Here is an 18,837-nt window from a genome sequence, read left to right as displayed (position 1 = left end):
GGAAGTACGAAATTGTTCTCACCGCCATGGATGTATTACTAACATTGCCGTGTGTTAATCAACGGGAGCAGGTTATAAAAGGCTCACCGGCTAACGCGTTGAGCCTGCTTGTTTATTAACGTATCACACTAACATTTTCTAGTTTCACCAGACTTTCAGGTTTATCACCCACTTGCAGAGCAACTGGGACAAGGACGTTGAGATCTTGCAGCCAAGCTAGTTTGTCACTGCTACCCAGTTGCCCTTCATTAGTTGCATGACACTCAACTAATAGATATTTCCCACTAAACTCAGGTGCAATGCTATGTGCGTCCCCCTCTGCCGTTACGTCACAGCGTAACGTTGAAGTAGTGACTTTCTTATCGGAATCAACATCTTCCCATTGCGCCTGATATCGTTGACCAGTCACTAACGGGAAACGCAGATCCGTCTGCAACTTGTTGAGCAGTGAGGCACCACTACTGATGGACATGGTGAACTTCAGCTGTAGCTGATTCGCCAGCGTTAAACGTTGCACCGTCCAGACACCATAATCTTCCAGCTTGCGTATATAACCATCCGGTTGTGCATCCAACTGTACTTTGACCTTGCCGAGCGCGCTTACTTCGGTATAACGAACCTGTTTAAAACGCGGAAGCGCCCATGGTTTGATCAATGACTGCGCCTGGCGCTCAATTGCAGCAGAAAGGGGAAATTTATTCAGCCACTGCGGATTATTATTACTCAGATCGGGCATTGATGGCCCCATCAACGTTGATGCTGGCTTGTTAGCGGCGGGTACAAAGTGCCCTTCGGCTGTGAACGTTTTTCCTGCGGGTAACTGGCAGAACTGCTCGAAGCGTTGTGCCAGTTGAGTGTTAATTTTGAAGCTACTCTTGCGGCGAACGATGTCAGCAGTGATGAGTGAGTCCGTAACGCGACCCTCGCTGTCGACGTTCATTGCAGCGACAGCGTCACCCTGATGGGTTTTACAGTTATATAAGTAGTGCTCAATCTTTAATTCAAGCGGCGCGTCGTAAGGCGGATCCCAGATGATATCTGCAAAGTCATATCCCATGCGTACCGATAAAATGTCGCCAATGCGCTGAATGCCATTAACATCGACAAGATCGGTAATGCCGACTGTAGACGTGGCTGATAATCTTTCCCACCGTGCATCTTTTATCGGTAGCTGGCAAACCGTACGGATATCCTCTGCCGTCATCTGCTTATCATCCTGTGCAGGCGCATAACGGAGGTAGCTGTTGCCGTAATAGCGAGCTTTGGTAAACCCCTCCTCATTCAGTAAATCCTTGTACAGAAGCTGTGCCTTGCCCTGTTTACAATCAACGGAACGCCATTGCTGAGCTGTTTTTCCATTATTGAAGTTTAACGACACCATGTAATTCACGCGGTCGTGGATTCTGATTACAGACAAGGGGTTAGTACCACCACCTATCAATGCAAGCGTATCAGCAGCCTGAACGAAAGAAAACGGCAAGAGAGACAGAAAAAAAAGTGGGCACATTAAAGGGCGTAAGCAGTACATACATGTTCCTTCATATATTGATTAAGAAATAAAGGTATCGGCATCAAGGAGTAAATTGTTAGTCTGACTTGATATTCACCTTATAAATAAACGTAGCGTGAAGTCAGAAACGCCCGCCTCTGGCACAGAACGGAACAATGTGTACTGCTCTCGGTCTGTTATGAGCTAGGAGCGGGCGTTGGACCTGTCGATAAATGGGTAGCATGCATTTGAAAATGTCTAGATCAGGGTGGCGATCTGGACGTTGTTAGGCAGCAAGGTATAAGTCAGTGGCAGTTGGCAGTGTAAAAGCGCGAATTTAGAACTTACCGACGCACCAATAATCTTACCTGCTTACTACGATAGGAAACATAAGTTTGGAACTGGAAACCAAAACGCTCAGCCAAATAATTGGAACGCTTATTTTCTTCATCAATAATACAGCATACTGGAGAAGAAAATGTCCCGTCAGCCCAAAGTAAAATTACGGCCAGTGCTTCAGTTGCATAACCTTTACCACGAGCTTCTGAAACTAAAGACCATCCAGCCTCAGGATATTCCAATTCAGGCGTGATATCGCGATGTGCATCCTGGAAGCCAAACGAACCAATATAACGATTTGTTGTTTTTTCAAATACTGCCCAGTATCCATAACCCAACGCATGCCAATGTCCGATATAACGCAGTAAACGGGTCCAGACCATTTCTGCCGTAGGATTTTCGCCGCCATTAATCTTAGCCATTTCAGGGGTGGCCCAGCATGCCTTTAGTGCAAGAAAATCATCGAGCGTAAATTGCTTTAATATCAAGCGATCTGTTTCAAGTTGAGGCGCTTGCTTCGTAAACATTATTCCCCCTTAAATAACTCCATAATTTGGCTAACTTATCACCACACGTTGTTCTGTTGCTAACAAATCTACATTACGGTAGCAATGCCCGCTTTTGGCACTAAGCTACCAGCAGAAGGATCAAGAGCAGTTATGAGCGAAATATAGTCTTGCGCACCCTGCGAATTACACTGTGAAAGTATGATTTAAATCCAATTGTGTCAGCCCACGTGGATAGGCCCATAGGTACAAATTTATCTTTATAAAACAATCCAGCTAAGCAAAGTACAGGTATTGATATGATTGAAGAAAAATCAAATACAGCCGATAAAGCATCTATCTACTAATTATTGTATTTAACATGGGCAACGAACTTACACACAATAAAGGACGATATGAAATTAAATAAAACCGTCATCGTAACTGTAATCTCTCTGGGGCTTACAGGGTGCGCTAATGTATTACCTCTTGATTACAAAGACTACGCGGGAAGCGATGCTGCGACGTTGTATGTACTTAACCGTGAGGGAAATGTAGGCACCATCTATCTAGGTTCTTACACGTTCAACAGCCAAAACAATTGCTACGATATGTCTGATCGCTATGAACTTGACTCAAATATCTTTCAAGCTAAAGGTAATGTAGTAGTTAGTAAGATAAAACCCAATGTCCTATACTCTGTTTCGCAGATCAAAAATAAAGGCGGGGGATATATTCTAAACTCTCATTCATCACTAATTCCGGAAGCAGGGAAGTATTATTATATAGCCTCGGGAAGCCAAGCCATTCAGGTCCCCGCAAACTTCACCCCGGACGCATCGGTAAACTCCGATGACGTAATCAAAGATCATGCTAAAAACCCTGTTAAATATTGGAATGTGAAAAATATTTGCACCCGTCCATTCTGGAAAATTGGTTGACTCATAAAGTTACGACCTCCAGATGAGACTACCTTTGAGTTGGCAATTCAAGCCATCTATAACCGCGGCAACATTGCTTTACTCAAAGCTTAATAAATATCCTCCGGCATAGCCGGAGGTTTTTCATATGCGCCTATAAGGCTCTGTTGCCAGCCGCGCCCTAACAGGCGCATCGCGATCTGACATTTGCATTTATGGATTACTTACGGCCCGTAAACGGGCTGCCCGGATAGGGGATCGAGAGTTGCTCACCCATTTTATCCTCTTCCAACTGGTGCTTTATGTATTCTTGTATTCTGGCTGTATTTTCCCCAACCGTATCAACGTAATACCCTCGACACCAGAACTCCCTGTTACGGTATTTGAACTTCAAATCGCCAAACTGCTCATAAAGCATCAGGCTGCTCTTTCCTTTCAGGTATCCCATAAAACCCGACACACTCATTTTGGGCGGGATTTCCAGAAGCATATGGATGTGATCCACACAGCATTCTGCTTCCAGAATATTCACGTTTTTCCATTCGCACAGCTTTCTTAAGATACTGCCTATCGCTTTGCGCTTTTCCCCGTAGAACACCTTTCTTCGGTACTTCGGCGCAAAAACTATGTGATATTTACAGTTCCATCGCGTGTGCGCTAAGCTCTTTTCGTCCCTCATAGGGACCCCCTTTTGATTTCTTGTTGAACATTTGCAGTGGCCAGACCGCAAACTGTTTTAACAAATCAAAAGGGGTTTTTATAACTGGCTCAAAGCTGAAAGCTTTACGGAACCTCCAGCCTAGCTGGAGGTTTTCTGTGCACAATAAATTAGGGAGTTCTTTCAAACTCCCTTTTAACTTAATGATTAGAATGCGGATATACTCTTTCCACCGCCTGCTGTACCCGTTTATTTCTAGTTACCATCATCCGGTCAATCTTCTCTCTTTTCTGATCAGCTGTTAATATTCGGTCTCGCCCCATCATTTCAATCTGAGCAGTCAGTGCCTTCACTTGTTTCTGAGTCGCTGTTAGCCCCTGACGCTGCGATAACCGCCCTCTATTTTCCTCTAACCGAGTGTTTGCGCTCAGGTGCAGCGCCTGGGGATTCATCTTGCAGGAAGAGGTCGAGTTATGCACTGAAAGCAACGGATCTGGTTTATGAAATATCCCCGCCCAGTTTTCACGAGATCCGCAGCCTAGCATCCCGGCTGTATGAAGCAGAATACGGTAAGGAATTTGCACAGAAATTGCTCGGTCACAAGTCGATGAAAATGACTAATGTGTACCTTGATTCGCGTAAAAATGAGTGGGTAGAAATTTAGACCGAGTATCAAGATTTCGGACAAATTTCGGACATTTTCGGACGAACATGAAAAATATCAATAAAATCAATAGAATAAAAAAAGACCGAATACGATTCCTCTTTTAGATTTAAAATGATTTTTCTTTTTAAAATCAAACAATTAAATAAATATCATCTCAAAAAACACCTTCCATTACCTTACTTCCCTAGTCTTTAAATTCATATAGTTAACTGCTAATTCGGAACCATTCGTAAAAATTTCGATACGTTTAATGCGTACCTAACACTGATTTCTGTATAAATAAGAAAATGATTAATAAACATGTAAATTTAGATAAAAATTTGATGACTGGGCATGTAAATACATCTACTGTGATTTGTATTAGTCGTAATCAGATCTGATTGTGTTCTGTAGCAAGGCACTATTAAATCTGACTGTCGGTTAAGAGCGAGGAGCAGAAATAGGACTGTGTTCTTAATTCGATATTCTAAGGGCAAGAACTACGGACTGATCTCAAAAAGTTTTTAGAACTAAAATTCAAGTCAATCGTTTTAGTAATGGCTAACCATACAAAATATACTTTAAGTTGCAGGATACTTACTTTCGAGATTCTATACAGCAACTTACAATTGAACATGGTATAAATTATCGGCAAAAGTTGGATAATGCTTCGGCAAGTGCTCTGGGATTTTCCCACGACATTGAGTGTCTGCAGCCTGGCAGTATGCACGTTGAAACTCCGGAGGAAGTTAGGTTGGAAAAATCATCATCTGGCAAAGAGTATTCACCGAAGATAAGCTGCTTTGTAATTGGCAGTTGAACAAAACGCTCGAGCCAATTATTACCAACAATTAGGTTGGCAGCACCGCGCCACACCGCCCAAGGAGCATCTACTGCAAGGCTACCAGCCCATGGGCTAGTTTCTTCCTTCACCATTTGCTGCCAGATAATGTCAACAAATTCATCTTCTCTGTAGCTACATATTTTCTTGCTGAAAAAACCGCCACCGGGATGAAAATTTGGCTCAGATACTACCAGCCCCAGCAAACGTTCCCCTAGAAGTTCAGCCACCTCGATGCTGATGCTGCCTCCCATGCTATGCCCATACAAAAAACATTGCTTTAAACCTAGATGTTTTACCAGCTCAACTACTACCCTCGCCTGGTCGGTAATCGAGTAACCATAATTCTGTGGCTTTTGGCTATATCCGCAACCAGGTAAATCAATCAGAATTGCCTTTCTCCCTTCAAACGATGGTTCTGTGACAACTCTTGGATATTCGTAAGAAGAAGCACACCCTAATCCATGAACAAAAATCATCGGCGCGCCACTTCCCGGCAAATCTTGCCAGCGAACATGGCAGTTAGCTATCGATGAGAAAAAAGAATCCATTAGTCTTACTCCCTTTATCAAGTCACACGAAGCGTTACGATATCTAGCCACTGCCTCATACAGTACCCTAGTTTATAATTTTATTGTCAGCCTAAAAACGTCCGCTATTTGGCAGCCAAGCTGCCTGCCAGAACTGTACCGGTCGGCTATGAGCGAAAAGCGGAAGCTCGCAGTTTACTACTACCGGATGTGCATCAATAATATCTGCGTATTTGATTGGCGGTGAGCAGGTCACCCCGCGGAACTTTTCAGGCTGATACGGCCGTAAGAAGGAAGAAACACTTTTTCATTTTAGCTTCATCATGTTTTGTGTGATCAACTCGAAAGGTGCAACATCACCAATTGTGTAATTGAGTTGAAAATACTGTCTCAGCTCTACGCCACCCATAATGCGGGGTGAACCAGACTGATTGGCAGTTCGGTTAATCATTGCAGTGATGGAAGACATGCCATCACAACCGTTGCTCTGCTTGAAACAGAGCTATCATATGCAACATCAGATACTTTGAGTTTGACCAGATCACAGCCTCGAAGCTTACTGTCCAGGACCATATTGAACAGAGCTAAATCGCGCGTTTTACCTTCCAGTTCAAGCCGGATTCGGATCCCCCAGATATGAGATATCTGAAGTGGTCTTTTTTGGCCGACGATACGGTCTTTGTTCCACGGTGATGTGTTCATACACTCAAACATCCTGCAATGTAGGAGATTTGAGTATGGTTGTCCCTTACGAACGAGGAGCAGAAGTTCGGAGTTGTTCTTATCACTGAAAAAAATGAAAGTCATCTGCACAAAATGTAATTTTAGTTCTGCGCCCAGCCGCAACTTTTTCTAGCTCAAATTTAGATTCCAATGTTGAAAACTTTGTACCAAGGATTTTTTCTGTTGAGGTAAGCTTGAATAGCTGACTTGTGTCCCGTTACCCCTTATTACATACAAGGATCGGAGGATGGCAGGGAAATATTCTGGGCAGAGCCCGGCTACGTTTATTTACAGGGCTAAACGGAACCATGTTTGTCACCTTCATGCCGCTCAGAGACATTAGTTTTGAAAAAATATCAAGAATTTTAAGAAATTCCCGATAAGTATTTTATACATCACAAGGATAAACATATGAAATGTAAGTTTCTCATCATCTGCTCTGTAATGGCAGTTGCTGTTCTCACAGGATGTACAAGTCAAAAAGTTACGAGTCATGAAGATCAAAATTTCTTAGTTGCTGATAAAGCAGCTCGTTATTGTACAAACTTGGTAGGCAGTGATGCTAAAAGCCATAACGGTAAAACTACACTGACGTCAATTTTTTGGCATAAAGGCCAGTATGTTCGAGCTGGAGACTCATTAAGTTCGCAAGAAGAGTTTCGAGCAATTCCTATGATGGAAGCAAGTGTAGTCGATCAGGGGAAACCAGGAAGTTACTGGAGAAATTGCATGTCAAAACAGGGAATTGTTATCGGATTTTAAAGTAAAATATTGGAAATAAATATGAGCATTGCCTAATATACCAAGTAACGTAGATTATCATTTTAAATGGTTTATTTTAATTAAGGAGCATTAAATGAATGAAAAAAGTGAATACTACGCAGAAGAATTTAAAAGTTTGCTGGTACGGCAAAATATTAAAATTCAACAAAATAATGCAGCACTAGACTTTGTTAAAAACGCATTTAACGCATTAAATACAACCATCCTGACTGCTGGGGAAAAATATCAATTCCATCCTACCCTTACAATTGAGACAAATTCTAAAGAGCTATATGTTACCAATAAAAAATCCAATTCATTTAAGTGCAATGTTGACTGCTTAACTATATCACATGGCGCCATTACTCTGCGTTTTTTTGAGAACACAATCAAGAATCATGAAGGGAATATGCTTTTTCACTTTGAGCCGCATGAGAATGGCAGCATTCCACAAAGCAAAACAAAATTTGATGAGAAATATATGTTTGAACATCATTCAAATACCAACGAATGGTTTTTATGTATCTGTGATGCTGAGGGTCAAATAAAGTCAGAAGAGAAGTTCGATGAAAATGGAATTTTAAGGGTTTTACATAATTTTTTCTTTAAAAAATTAAGCGATACTCCTTCATAGTTTCTAAGTAGCCTCTATTGAGAAAGCATTTAGAGTTTGAATCCCGATCTTGCCTACGCGCACGTCAAGTGCGCTTTTTTGATCTGAGTTTATTGGGGGGAGATATAGTGGGGTAGGTAGTTTCTACAAAGTAAGGATTTAATCTATCGTTAATCTTGGGTTTTATACGAGTACTCAATCAGGAAGAAAAGATAATAAGAGTCGCGATCAGTGGTAACGGTAAAAGGAACAGAGACTAAGGCCACACATTTAAGCGCATCCATAGTGAAAGGAGGCATTCTTTCAAAGTGGTCAGGAGATAAATCGGGGGGGGCGTGCAAGATCACATCCCCTTTAAATGCATATTTGATGGTTTTAGTAATGTCCGCTTCTGGCATCCGTAATTCTTCCCTATCAACAGCAAGCTACACGTACTACAACGGTGAGCCAGAGGTACTTTCGCATCTAACGGTTGATAAATAAGTACAGTGTCTGATAAAAAACCGATACTTTCTCTTCAAAACCATGTTCTAAGATAGTAAAAATGTCTTCTCGGGTCAGATTATGTTCTTTACGATTTTCCTGCAGCTTTTTCCAGTATGCTTTAGATTTTGCATTTTCTGGCGCGACATCCGGGAGATTATGCACCGCATTTTCTTCTTTGTACTTCCTGAATATTTCATCTTCAATATCATCGTAAGGACTGATAATGACGTCCGCGCGGTGACCGTATTGGGCTTTCGCATCACCGTCTAGAACGGCTATCGCATCTTTGGATGAGCAGATGAAACCGGTCGCTGCATTACGTTTCATCAAATCAACCACGTTGCTGCAGCCACCAATGTAAATGACCTTGACCCGGTTCTTTGTTGCCATAGTGGAGAGCTTAAGGTTGATATAATGTTCAAGTGTCATGTCTTCGGTGAAGATGAACTTGTCATACCCTTGGAACCCGAACATTTCCAGTTGAATAAAGCTGTAAGAGACCTGATTATGGCTGACCGCACCGTTTTCATTTTTCAGGTAGATGATTGGCGTGCCGTATTCATAGATGCTTTTCATGATGGCGAGAGAGTGAGTGGTAAAGAGTATTTTTATTTCCCTTTCGATGCAGATATTCCTGATCGCACTCATCAGTGAAACCTGCGCTGAGGAATCAAGGGATACGTCTATTTCATCTATGATGATAAGCCGACTTGAGGACGTTATCATCTTGAAAATACTGATAACAAAAAACTCTCCTGAGCTGAAGTAGTCTTCGCGTATATATCGGTTATTATCAAGCGGCAGAAAATAGTAGTTCACTCCCTTTATGTTCACGAGTTTCAGATTTTGAAACTTGTTTTCATCCCTGTAAACGGAATTGAGAAAAGCTATAAGTTCGTGTGCGTCTTCATAGTCTTTTTTTAAGTACTTCTCCCTCAACGTCATATCAATGCTACCCAAGGAGGGAAAATCTGAGAAACGTTTACCGTAAGGAATAGGCAGTTCGACGTTCAGAAACGCTTCATCTCGGAGAATATTCTTCGTATCAAGATCACCATCACTGTACCTAAAAGTATAGACGTCTTCGTTAATTTTAACGTCTATCTGCGTCTTTTCACTGATGCTAAACACTGACGACGTTTTACTGACGATGGCGGTGTCCTTGAGTAGGGCGAGCGCTTTAATAATGGAGGTTTTACCCACGCCATTCTTGCTTGTCATACAGATAAGTGGGTCGCGTGAAAAGTCAAAAGATACGCTAATTTCAGCCAGATGCTGCAACGCTCTGATATCTACACTAACGATCATTTCAGCAGTTCCTTGCCTCTGAGTAGCTTGCTAATTATGGCGTTCCCATATTTTTTACGTAGATGAAAAAGGTAGTCTCTGTCGATGTTGTTAATCTGACTCAGCACACCTGCGATTGACAGAATCGACGCTATTTCATCCATCCCGGTATAATCCACCAGTTTTTTTCTGTCAGTTTTGAGCAGATGCAGCTTCACTTCAATATCCGTCTTGGTTGCTTTGCTGACCGTCATTTTCCCGTCGTTAAGTATGCTTATTCCCAGAATCTTTCTTTCATACTTTTTCGTAATGAATTTTGTTTTTTTATGATTGATAGATAGTTTCAGGAATGCGTCAGATGACAGTATGGCCATGAGGTCGCCAGTGATCATGTTTTTATCCATTTCATCCTGCGATGAAATAATCAGATCATCCGAGTAACGACTGTAGATATAGCCGTTCTCGTTGCAATAGGCCTCAATAATATTGTCATAATCATAAAAACAGAAGTTACTGATTGAAGGCGAGCATGAAAATCCAACAGGTAGATGTTTATCGATAGTGCACAGGTAAACGATCCTCTCGATATTCTCTCTGACCTCTTCAGAGTCCACTGTTCGTATATTGGCACAGTATTTTGAAAGCGTGTGAGACACGGCTTCAGCGCTGATTGAGTGGAAAAATTTCGATATATCAGTTTTAAAGATAAATTCACTGTTGCAGTGCGGCCGGACGGCGTCAGTAATATTCACATCTTTCTGGTAAGAAAAAACGATATCTTTTCTCACAGGCATTTCGCTAAACACAAACCGAGAAAGAAAAGTATGAATAACTTTAAGCTTGTCGGAACACTGGTAAAGCTCAACCTTTTTTTTACTCAGGGGAATTAGGCTGACCTCGTCTTCCGTCCTGAGAGTATGGAAATCAGCGAAGTCTTTTTTGTTATTGAAGTAGGAATTAAAAACACTCTCCAGACTGTTATCCTTCATTCATCTTTTACCTATGTTTGATCTGATGCGGCCATCAGAAAGAGTTGACTGAAGCGCCTTAATGTACCCTTTAAATTATTAAGGCCCCCGATAATTGCTTAGCGGGGGCCTTAATAATTTACGAGACTATACTGCCTTTAGAGGCTTCCTGATTGACCGGAGATACTCCAAGGTCAGAAGCATGCTGTCATTATGACCACTTCCGCCTCCTTTATCAAGCCAGCCGTCCCTCGCAGTCTGCCTCCCCGTAGATAAACTGTGTGTCCACTTCGGGCTCCAAGCGGATAGTGAATCAACTCATCGTGCGTATGTATTTAAAAGGAGCTAGAAAGCTCTTCGCTTAATTTACCTTAATTTACTATGTATAGCTTTGTGTAACGGCTTTCATATTCCTTTTACTACACCTGCATGAATTCGGGAATAGGCATATCTGGCGGTTCCGCTAGAGCTTTACCAATGGCATTTAAGACGGGAATCAGGACATGGATGACATGGGAGTCTTTGGGAACTCCAAAAATAAAATCCTGGAACTCATAACGCTTATCAACAAAGTAGCTCTTAATGTCGTTAAAGAATTCCAGCAACTCAATTGGGGTGTTGATCGAGCTACTTGCCTGCAGAACCTCTTGTGTCACGCGTTCTTTCAGTTCGTCGCCAAGAGCGTTGAAAAGCAGTTGTAAGTTGTGCTTTTGATATTCTTCAGGAACGACCAAGCGTGAGTGCCAAAGAGTGACACGGTTTTCATCATCAAATTCAGCTTGAACAACTTGGTCATTTTCGATGATGCAATCGAACGGTGCTGAAACTCTTTTGACCAGGAATGCTTTAAAATAAAGTTCAATTGCAAAAGCTGCGTTGGTATAAATAACATTTCGCTTAACATCGTGTGCGTCCAGAGGGACTTTAGCAAGGCTAACCGCTATCTCGCGAAATGCGTTGGCTGTATCGGCAATTTGCTGCGGAAAAACATAGATTGTTGAGTCAAAACCAGGGTTTTCGTATTCTTTTTGCTTGCGTTTAGACATTGTGATTTCGCTCCGTGCGAATAAATTAATAGAATTAAGGCCTCATGATTGTATGTGGGAAATTTGTTCAAATCAGTCATGTTGGTCTTTATTGACCTACTCCCTGTTAATTAGCACACAGTAGCGTGCTCAATGTCCGCTTGGCACTAAGCCGACCACCAGCGCTGACTATACCCTGAATAGTAAATGTGTCTAATTAAGTATGAGCCGGTACAGATGATTAGCCTAAACTTTAAGCTCCTCATATGGATATGACCGGACCATTAAGTCCGGTTTTGTATTTACACTTCATCTCAATAGGTATCACCTCTAGTCGCATTATGCCAAGCGGTGTAAACTAGGATTTTACTTTATGAATCTAAACATGCTAAACAAAAGTAAATTCGACGAGAGCCTGGAGGCTCCGTACTACAAGTTGCAACGTGGTAAAAAACTAGGAAAGTTGTTAGTCGTATTTTCTAGCATGAAGATCCCAGCAGGGCGATTCACATTTGTGCGCTCGCTGGAAAAATTCCCCTATGATGTTCTGTATGTCAACGACATTAATAACGGCTGGTACCAGACCGGAATACCGGGATTAGGAACGTCAGTTGATGAGGCATGTACATCAATCAAGGAAATAGCTAAACAGATCAGAGCTAAGGATATTTTCACCTTGGGAAGCAGTATGGGAGGTTACGGCGCTCTGCTATTTGGTGCAAAACTTAACGCCCCCTCTCTTGCCTTCGATCCAGAAACGGTCCTCGACCTGCCTGACAGCCGATCAGCAAAAAACATGCCGCGTACCGCAACGCGACACTATAATGACCTTTTACCACTTTTGGAAAGCTCAGGTACACGTGCTCACATCTATGCTGGAGAAATGGACATCGTTGATCTGATCAGTGCTCAGCGCATGACTGTTCTGCCTCGCGTTTCAGTATCAACCATTGCCGACCAAGCCCACTCAACAGCAGCCCATCTGCATGAGGTTTATGGACTCAGCCAAGTTGCCACGACCTTTGTTAATGGCAAGCCAATGCCGGAACTTCCCAACCCAGGTGATCTTTGCAACTACCCTGCCGTTGTTCAGGCATTAGTCGCGTCCGATGAGGCCATACGCCAGAAAGACTACAAAAATGCGGTATCCATTCTTTCACCAATCACCTTCAAATCCGGTCGTGCTGGGGTGGCTTGGTATCGACTTGGGGTGGCCCAACTTTATGCAGGAGATCTGCATGGTGCTGTCAACTCTCAACGCGCGGCAGTTGGTAAATGCCCATCATTTGGTAAAGCCCATTTACAGCTAGGAATAAGCCTACGCCGGACAAAATTCCATGCCGAAGCAATTCAAGCGTTTGACAGGGCCTCGGAACTGCAACCTAGCATGGCTGCGGCACACTACCAGCGAGGGTTAACATTCCGCGACATGCAACTACACGATGATGCTGAGGATGCATTTTCATCAGCCTGGAAGCTAGAGCCAAATAATAAGGCCATAGTAGATGCGCTCGCTGCGGCGATTGAGACCTGTATCCAATCGCGCAAAGAGCGACTGCTTAATCTGCGCCGAACAATGGAGTCCGTCTAATGTAGGTTGGTATATTTTTATATCACTACTGTAATCAACAGCCATTAGTTTAAACCATCACCCTTATTCATTAAGTTTTTAAGTTAGATGTATAAGGGTACAGTTATGGATTACTGAGAGGGTAGTTTAGCTTCAATATCACTGAGTCGCTGAGCAAGTCCACGCATGATAAATCGGTCTAACTCTTGATCACGAAATTGCCAAAGATCTCCTGCAGGCTTAACCAGTCTAGATTCTCCCGTATCAATGACCGAACCATCTGGCATTTCTGTAAATATGTTCTCGTATACCGCATCCCATTTGTCGTGGCCAATAAATCCGTACTCAGTCCAGTCAAGCCCCTCATCTTCCATTACAGCTATCACAGCCTGTACTGTTGTCCCTGCCCGCTGGCGTTTTGATTCATCATCTAACCACGTCCAAAAACCTATCATCGAACCGATACGCTTTGCAGCATTAAGTTCAGCATCCGTCATTTGGCGCACAGGGCTTTTCAATCTAGCATCAGAACTGGATTGAGTTCCGCCAGCGAAGAAACCAATATTGAATCGAAGAGATGCTGACCCGAGGTTTATGCTTGCATCTGTTGAAGGTAGAACTGTTCCAGCAAATACCGCAGCGCCATTACAATGCAACCTTGCTGCGGTCTGTCCTGCAAGGTCAGAAGCTGTTCCAATCCATATGTGGTTCGTATCTGATAAACGCATAGCTGAGTTAGTGCCAGATGGGCTAAACCCAATGAATGATTGAGCTGTACCATTAGCAACGAATCCACCGAAGATTGAATAGTGATTCACAACTGGTGTAATAGTTGCGGCCCCTGAATAGCCAGTAACATCAATGAATCCACCAGATATGGCATTTACTGTAACCCCTTCTAGATTAGAGCTAGTAATATTAAGAGAGCCACTTAGTGAACAAATAACCCCACCACTATTTCGACAGTCACATGATGGCGCGCGAATTTCACTAGCTACATTATTTATAGCATGCCCAATATTATTTGTAAGAACAGACGTATTAGCTAAAACCTGAGCATTAATAACCTCAAGTCCATTTCCAAGACAGCCACGACCAGATGAATTGGTAATATTAAGCGAAGCTCCAGCCGCAGAAATATAAGCATGTCGGTGATTACCAAATGACTTTGACTGAGTAGCAAACGTGAATCCAGTATCTTGTGCAATAATCCCATCTATTAAGTTGCCTGATGCTATTGCGGCCTGACATTGAATTACTGCCGATGCGGATCCCCAACCGTTACGCGCAGAGTTTGATGATGCAGCACCGATGCCAACAACAATTGTTCCGCTTCTATTTGCATAAACATTAGAACCCGAGAACCCACTAATGCCCACAGTTGAACCTATATTTAAAACTCCACCATCCCTCGCAACAATACCAGTATTACCACCATCACCACCGAATACATCATAGTTAGAAGGGCCTCGAGAACCGTATGCTGTTGGTCGGCACGCTCCAACGATAGCTAAGCCATCGATCAATCCTAGAGAAAGAGAATTTTCTACTTGAAGTGCAGTTGGTCCTTTCTGGGCGTCAATAAACTGAACTACTGAACGTAGGATCTTTCCTGACAGCATCATCGCCCCAACAGGTGGAGCGGAGTGTAGCGACGTTATCCATGTAACCTCGTTACCTGCTACCGATGTTACTTCCCACACACCGAGATGATATTCAGCGGTATCAGCACCAGCCGCTGACTTAACAAGAAGGTACTGGCCAACCGTTGGAATAGGGCCGGATAAAGTTGCGGTGACCGTATGGTAATTGAGATTTTTAACTACGCCATCCCAATGTTTAACAGAGAACGTGCCAGCTACAACCGATGAAATTGATGTTGCTAAAAAATCATCTGTCTGCCCCAATATGCTGATGTTTTCCCCATCCACATGAGCACTAGGCAATGTTGCAGACTCAGTGTAAACACCAGAGGATACATTAATCGTGACGGTGACACCTGGAAACCTTCTATCACGTAAACTCATTAAGGCGCTTGATATCGATGGATAGTCAGCAGGAACGTTTATATTCAATGGCTCTTGCATTGGCATGACATCCGCAACAGTTCCTCCGCCCGGGCGTCCTATAAGTTCAGCACCAATATCCTCAGCAAGAGCTGATCGTAATGTTGCATCACCAACACTCAACCACGCACCAATCCCAACACCACCAGAGGTTTCAGGAGTAGACGCTACCGGGACAACTTTAGGGAATGATCCGTCCCAGCGGTAATATTCACCATTACTTTCCCAGCGTAATACCTGGCTAGAATTATCTAATGTTGCCCCATCTTCAAACGAGTCCATCGTGATAAAACCAAAAGCTTTAATGGCCCGCTCTATTAAATCCTTGAGACCTTCAATAGTTAAGTGGTCACGACCAAGTCGATCTGTATATTTAAGAACAAATGAGGTAACGAACTCATCAATTTTACCCGCATTGAATTTCAAATCACGTGGAGATTCACTTGGGACTGGATTTTGTGTCGGTGTAGTGGCCATATTTTTTCCATAAAAAAACCCAGCGCATTGGCTGGGTCTTATTGGTTAATGATATTAGTTATGAGATGACATACTCATGTATTTTGTCGCTATATTCTGCGAGTGTTAAAGATGTTGTCCCGTCTGTGTTTGGCGTTTTATCTGTTATTGTCCATTTCGTTAATTCAATTTCAGATTCATTAGCAATAAAAAATCGCGAAGATGATTGAGTTGCACATCCATCCCATATATTTAAACTTATTTCTGGAATTTCAGCAGTAAACCCAAAGTCTGTATCCTCTCTTTTCTGTGCAAGATACTTTCCTGTCGGATATCCCATACTGTCTGTTATTACGACGAATAATGGACTGGAAGAAAAATCGATTCTTTCATTGGTGTCAAAATCGTTACCATCGCGCTGTACGATATAGCCCTGCTGATGAAGCTCATCGTACATATCAGGAACCTGAACCATATCCCCAAGATTCACCCACTCCCCGTCAGACATCACAGTTGCTGTCATCGACATCCTTGAGTGGATCAACCGCCTCGCCTCCTTCGTGGCCCTATCTAAAGCCTGAAACCGATTCCTGACATATAACATGTCAATCTGCTTCCCTTTGACTGGGGTACCTTCCGTGACAACACCATCCACTATCTTCATGCGAACAAAGTCTTGTTTATTCGTTGTCGGGTTTCGATACTTAACAACAACACCGTCATAGGTACCTGGCAGTGATATATCGTAACTCAGCGAGTAATTATCTGGCCTCATGTTCGATGTGGTGAACACCGTAGCCGGGTAAATCTTTTTCTCATCACGCGTAAATGATAGAACGCCGCTATTTCCATAAGCCGTTACCGTAGCCGCATCGCAAATTATTTTTATGCGCTCGCCAAGCGATGCATCCTCATCGTCAAATGTGAAGTCAAAATAACCCAGTCTTGGGTCTGATAGGGAATCAGATATCTCATACAGTCCATCAATATCAATTGATGATGGATCCTGCCTGCCTACGACTATCCAGTTATGAAGAGCAATATCTGCAAAGCTACGACTTGGAGCCTCTGTATAATTAATGGTTTTTGTTATCCTGTCATAAGAAATGACGTGCCGATAAATCATCGCATTAAATTTTAGCTGCCGAGACTGAGTGGCATTTTTTGTGCCACGTATTTTTATCGTAATAATTGTGTCGTCAGGATATACAACGTTATTCCTGATATTTATCCCTTGTATAGACTCTACTACCAAACTATTTGAGTCTGAACTATTATCAGTGCGTTGAAATTTAATCGCATATCGTCCATATCCTGCTGCCGGTGTAATTTTAACGGTCTTATATTTACTGTCACTCTTTCCTGTCGAGTTGGTTACTGTGGTTTTGATAGTCTCTTCTGTTCCCGGTATTTGCACGTTATCATCATCAACTTTAACCCAGTCTATCTTTACATTCGCTGATGCATTATTGCCAAGGCTAGCTTTTAAATTAACCCACAATTGCTTTGAAGCTATTGGTGAGTACATCGGGCCAACGACAAGTGCCTCATTGTCATTAATGGTAAACAATGTTGTATTGACTACTGTACTAATAGGCAATTGGCTATAGTCAGATCCACTAAGCCCTGTGAATGTGAAATCGTAATAGAATATTGGCGATATCAGGTCGCCATTATCTGTTGTCTGTGCATCTGTGATATTTGCACTTAATGTAATATCCTTCGTCTCACTTCCCGATGCTGTAGGATAAGTTACATTCAAGATAATAGTTACTGCGTGTGGCTTATCCAGGTCATAAAAATAATCGAAGCCGCTATTTTTAACAATTTTGACTACCGCTTCATTACCTTCAATATTTCCTGAAACGATTATATTAGTGGTTGCTGTCTCTGCTGGGAAATCTGATGATTCGTTAGCGCCGGGTATCTCCTGCCCATCAACATCATCAAAAAGTATCGGTTCAATGATTTGTGGGATTGTTTCACCTGGTTGGTAAATTTGGTAAGACGAACCCGGCATTGAGCCAATATTAGATTCTGAGTACCTGATAGATGAAATGGTGTATTTCCCCAAGCCGAAATTCATCCATTGCGTCACATACTGGTCATTACTGATGTATTCAGTAAGCCCGGACTGAATAAGGTCGGGGAATGAGCGTATAAACCCAAAACTATCCGGCCTCGCTTCGCCGTTCCTTGCTGTATTCGTTTGGGCCTTAATGCTGTTATTCGTTGAGGTTTTGGAATTAACATCAGCAGCAAATGAAGCGGATGGAGTTTGAATTAAAAACCCAAGTATTTTCTTGGTAAACTTTATCGGGTTGAAGTGCTCCAGGGGGTTTAGTAGCGTTTTAAAAAGCCCCCCTTTTGGTTGGTCTATGATGGTTAATACGTCGTGCTCATCAAGCTGATATGAAATATCAAAATCATCATCGAGGATCACGCCGTTCAACAAAACTGATGCATCATGGAATAGGTTTACTTTATCAATCACTGACTGGATGCTATCACCAGTATTCGCAGATATAGTCTTGTTCGGCACGCCAGGTATTGCCGTAATTTTAACTTTCGGCATATTGATAAAACTCCAGTTTAGTATAAACCCGCTCAAAGACAGTCAGCCGGTCAAGCCGTGTAGCACTTGACTCTCCGCGACTATGAAGCACCTTATTACCGATGAGGATACCGACATGTACGGGCTTATTACCGTAATAGGCCACTACCATGCCGTCATCTACTACTGAACTGGACTGCACCCATCGCCTGATAACAATTGAGAAGCACTGACCAAATTCAGAGTTGTTTAGATAGTCATCAATAATAGGGATATCTATCTTCATGACGTGCTTGTAATAAAGGACAACCAAGCCCCAGCAATCGCATTCATCAAGCGTATAGGCACGGTTAACCCACGGAACGCCAATCATCCGGTTAATAAAGTCTGATTTATTCACGTTACTCTCGTTCGCAGAT

The 18,837-nt window shown here is 42.6% G+C and carries 15 protein-coding genes and 2 pseudogenes; 5 read left to right on the top strand and 12 right to left on the bottom strand.

Going from position 1 to position 18,837, the window contains the following annotated elements; translation table 11 throughout:
- Positions 1-115: 115 nt before the first annotated feature.
- On the bottom strand, positions 116-1,417 hold the full coding sequence (locus tag A6J67_RS13500) for a hypothetical protein (protein ID WP_226718845.1): 1,302 nt from the start codon (positions 1,415-1,417) through the stop codon (positions 116-118).
- 416 nt (positions 1,418-1,833) lie between these two features.
- Positions 1,834-2,355: a GNAT family N-acetyltransferase gene (locus A6J67_RS13495; protein ID WP_050297749.1), complete on the bottom strand. Its 522-nt coding sequence runs from the start codon at positions 2,353-2,355 to the stop codon at positions 1,834-1,836.
- A gap of 374 nt (positions 2,356-2,729) precedes the next feature.
- Here A6J67_RS13495 and A6J67_RS13490 point away from each other — a divergent pair, with 374 nt between their 5' ends.
- Positions 2,730-3,254, top strand: a complete 525-nt coding sequence (locus A6J67_RS13490; protein WP_050297750.1) for a hypothetical protein — start codon at positions 2,730-2,732, stop codon at positions 3,252-3,254.
- Between the two features lie 199 nt (positions 3,255-3,453).
- On the opposite strand, the gene tnpA is transcribed toward A6J67_RS13490, so the two are convergent.
- Positions 3,454-3,912 (bottom strand): IS200/IS605-like element IS1541C family transposase, encoded by a 459-nt coding sequence (tnpA, locus tag A6J67_RS13485; protein ID WP_050297751.1) that lies wholly within the window; start codon positions 3,910-3,912, stop codon positions 3,454-3,456.
- Positions 3,913-4,375: 463 nt separating this feature from the next.
- Here tnpA and A6J67_RS13470 point away from each other — a divergent pair.
- A pseudogene (locus tag A6J67_RS13470) lies at positions 4,376-4,555 on the top strand (tyrosine-type recombinase/integrase); the annotation flags it as partial.
- A gap of 627 nt (positions 4,556-5,182) precedes the next feature.
- On the opposite strand, the gene A6J67_RS13465 reads toward A6J67_RS13470, so the two are convergent.
- Together A6J67_RS13465 and A6J67_RS13460 are read right to left on the bottom strand one after the other, a co-directional pair.
- A complete protein-coding gene (locus A6J67_RS13465) occupies positions 5,183-5,929 on the bottom strand; it encodes an alpha/beta fold hydrolase (protein WP_080608234.1) in 747 nt (248 codons plus the stop codon).
- Positions 5,930-6,382: 453 nt separating this feature from the next.
- Positions 6,383-6,610 (bottom strand): annotated as a pseudogene (locus tag A6J67_RS13460) (integrase); the annotation flags it as partial.
- 432 nt (positions 6,611-7,042) lie between these two features.
- Between A6J67_RS13460 and A6J67_RS13455 the strand changes: the two are divergent.
- Together A6J67_RS13455 and A6J67_RS13450 are read left to right on the top strand one after the other, a co-directional pair.
- On the top strand, positions 7,043-7,393 hold the full coding sequence (locus A6J67_RS13455) for a hypothetical protein (protein ID WP_080608233.1): 351 nt from the start codon (positions 7,043-7,045) through the stop codon (positions 7,391-7,393).
- Between the two features lie 94 nt (positions 7,394-7,487).
- Positions 7,488-8,027, top strand: a complete 540-nt coding sequence (locus A6J67_RS13450) for a hypothetical protein (protein ID WP_080608232.1) — start codon at positions 7,488-7,490, stop codon at positions 8,025-8,027.
- A gap of 149 nt (positions 8,028-8,176) precedes the next feature.
- Here the strand turns inward: A6J67_RS13450 and A6J67_RS13445 are convergent, their stop codons facing one another.
- From A6J67_RS13445 to A6J67_RS13430, 4 genes are all read right to left on the bottom strand, one after another.
- Positions 8,177-8,404 (bottom strand): hypothetical protein, encoded by a 228-nt coding sequence (locus tag A6J67_RS13445; protein ID WP_080608231.1) that lies wholly within the window; start codon positions 8,402-8,404, stop codon positions 8,177-8,179.
- 67 nt (positions 8,405-8,471) lie between these two features.
- A complete protein-coding gene (locus A6J67_RS13440; RefSeq protein WP_080608230.1) occupies positions 8,472-9,800 on the bottom strand; it encodes an AAA family ATPase in 1,329 nt (442 codons plus the stop codon).
- Positions 9,797-10,768 (bottom strand): reverse transcriptase domain-containing protein, encoded by a 972-nt coding sequence (locus tag A6J67_RS13435; RefSeq protein WP_080608229.1) that lies wholly within the window; start codon positions 10,766-10,768, stop codon positions 9,797-9,799. Before A6J67_RS13435 ends, A6J67_RS13440 begins: the two co-directional genes overlap by 4 nt.
- A gap of 398 nt (positions 10,769-11,166) precedes the next feature.
- Positions 11,167-11,793, bottom strand: coding sequence for a hypothetical protein (locus A6J67_RS13430; RefSeq protein ID WP_080608228.1), 627 nt, complete (start codon positions 11,791-11,793; stop codon positions 11,167-11,169).
- A 352-nt stretch (positions 11,794-12,145) separates the two neighbouring features.
- On the opposite strand from A6J67_RS13430, the gene A6J67_RS13425 reads away from it, so the two are divergent.
- Positions 12,146-13,363, top strand: a complete 1,218-nt coding sequence (locus A6J67_RS13425; RefSeq protein WP_080608227.1) for a tetratricopeptide repeat protein — start codon at positions 12,146-12,148, stop codon at positions 13,361-13,363.
- A 110-nt stretch (positions 13,364-13,473) separates the two neighbouring features.
- Here the strand turns inward: A6J67_RS13425 and A6J67_RS13420 are convergent, their stop codons facing one another.
- The 3 genes from A6J67_RS13420 to A6J67_RS13410 are packed head-to-tail and all read right to left on the bottom strand — an operon-like array spanning position 13,474 to position 18,818.
- A complete protein-coding gene (locus A6J67_RS13420; RefSeq protein ID WP_080608226.1) occupies positions 13,474-15,885 on the bottom strand; it encodes a tail fiber domain-containing protein in 2,412 nt (803 codons plus the stop codon).
- Positions 15,886-15,943: 58 nt separating this feature from the next.
- Positions 15,944-18,439 carry a host specificity factor TipJ family phage tail protein gene (locus A6J67_RS13415; protein WP_080608225.1) on the bottom strand — a complete coding sequence of 832 codons (2,496 nt, stop codon included), beginning with the start codon at positions 18,437-18,439 and terminating at the stop codon, positions 15,944-15,946.
- The gene (locus tag A6J67_RS13410; RefSeq protein ID WP_080608224.1) at positions 18,426-18,818 is read right to left on the bottom strand and encodes an NlpC/P60 family protein; all 393 of its coding nucleotides are present in this window, start codon (positions 18,816-18,818) and stop codon (positions 18,426-18,428) included. The genes A6J67_RS13415 and A6J67_RS13410 overlap by 14 nt, the downstream gene beginning before the upstream one ends.
- Positions 18,819-18,837 lie beyond the last annotated feature (19 nt).

The sequence above is a fragment of the Yersinia sp. FDAARGOS_228 genome, assembly GCF_002073315.2.
GTDB classification, from domain to species: Bacteria; Pseudomonadota; Gammaproteobacteria; order Enterobacterales; family Enterobacteriaceae; genus Yersinia; species Yersinia intermedia.
Note: the sequence above shows the minus strand (reverse complement) of the source record. Positions and strands in the feature narration are given on the sequence as shown.

Excerpts from the sequence above, each read along its gene's own strand:
- A6J67_RS13490 (WP_050297750.1), top strand. The coding sequence starts at position 2,730 with ATGAAATTAAATAAAACCGTCATCGTAACTGTAATCTCTCTGGGGCTT.
- A6J67_RS13440 (WP_080608230.1), bottom strand. The coding sequence starts at position 9,800 with ATGATCGTTAGTGTAGATATCAGAGCGTTGCAGCATCTGGCTGAAATT.
- A6J67_RS13455 (WP_080608233.1), top strand. The coding sequence starts at position 7,043 with ATGAAATGTAAGTTTCTCATCATCTGCTCTGTAATGGCAGTTGCTGTT.
- A6J67_RS13435 (WP_080608229.1), bottom strand. The coding sequence starts at position 10,768 with ATGAAGGATAACAGTCTGGAGAGTGTTTTTAATTCCTACTTCAATAAC.
- A6J67_RS13430 (WP_080608228.1), bottom strand. The coding sequence starts at position 11,793 with ATGTCTAAACGCAAGCAAAAAGAATACGAAAACCCTGGTTTTGACTCA.
- A6J67_RS13415 (WP_080608225.1), bottom strand. The coding sequence starts at position 18,439 with ATGCCGAAAGTTAAAATTACGGCAATACCTGGCGTGCCGAACAAGACT.
- A6J67_RS13445 (WP_080608231.1), bottom strand. The coding sequence starts at position 8,404 with ATGCCAGAAGCGGACATTACTAAAACCATCAAATATGCATTTAAAGGG.
- A6J67_RS13495 (WP_050297749.1), bottom strand. The coding sequence starts at position 2,355 with ATGTTTACGAAGCAAGCGCCTCAACTTGAAACAGATCGCTTGATATTA.
- A6J67_RS13465 (WP_080608234.1), bottom strand. The coding sequence starts at position 5,929 with ATGGATTCTTTTTTCTCATCGATAGCTAACTGCCATGTTCGCTGGCAA.
- A6J67_RS13420 (WP_080608226.1), bottom strand. The coding sequence starts at position 15,885 with ATGGCCACTACACCGACACAAAATCCAGTCCCAAGTGAATCTCCACGT.
- A6J67_RS13450 (WP_080608232.1), top strand. The coding sequence starts at position 7,488 with ATGAATGAAAAAAGTGAATACTACGCAGAAGAATTTAAAAGTTTGCTG.
- tnpA (WP_050297751.1), bottom strand. The coding sequence starts at position 3,912 with ATGAGGGACGAAAAGAGCTTAGCGCACACGCGATGGAACTGTAAATAT.
- A6J67_RS13425 (WP_080608227.1), top strand. The coding sequence starts at position 12,146 with ATGAATCTAAACATGCTAAACAAAAGTAAATTCGACGAGAGCCTGGAG.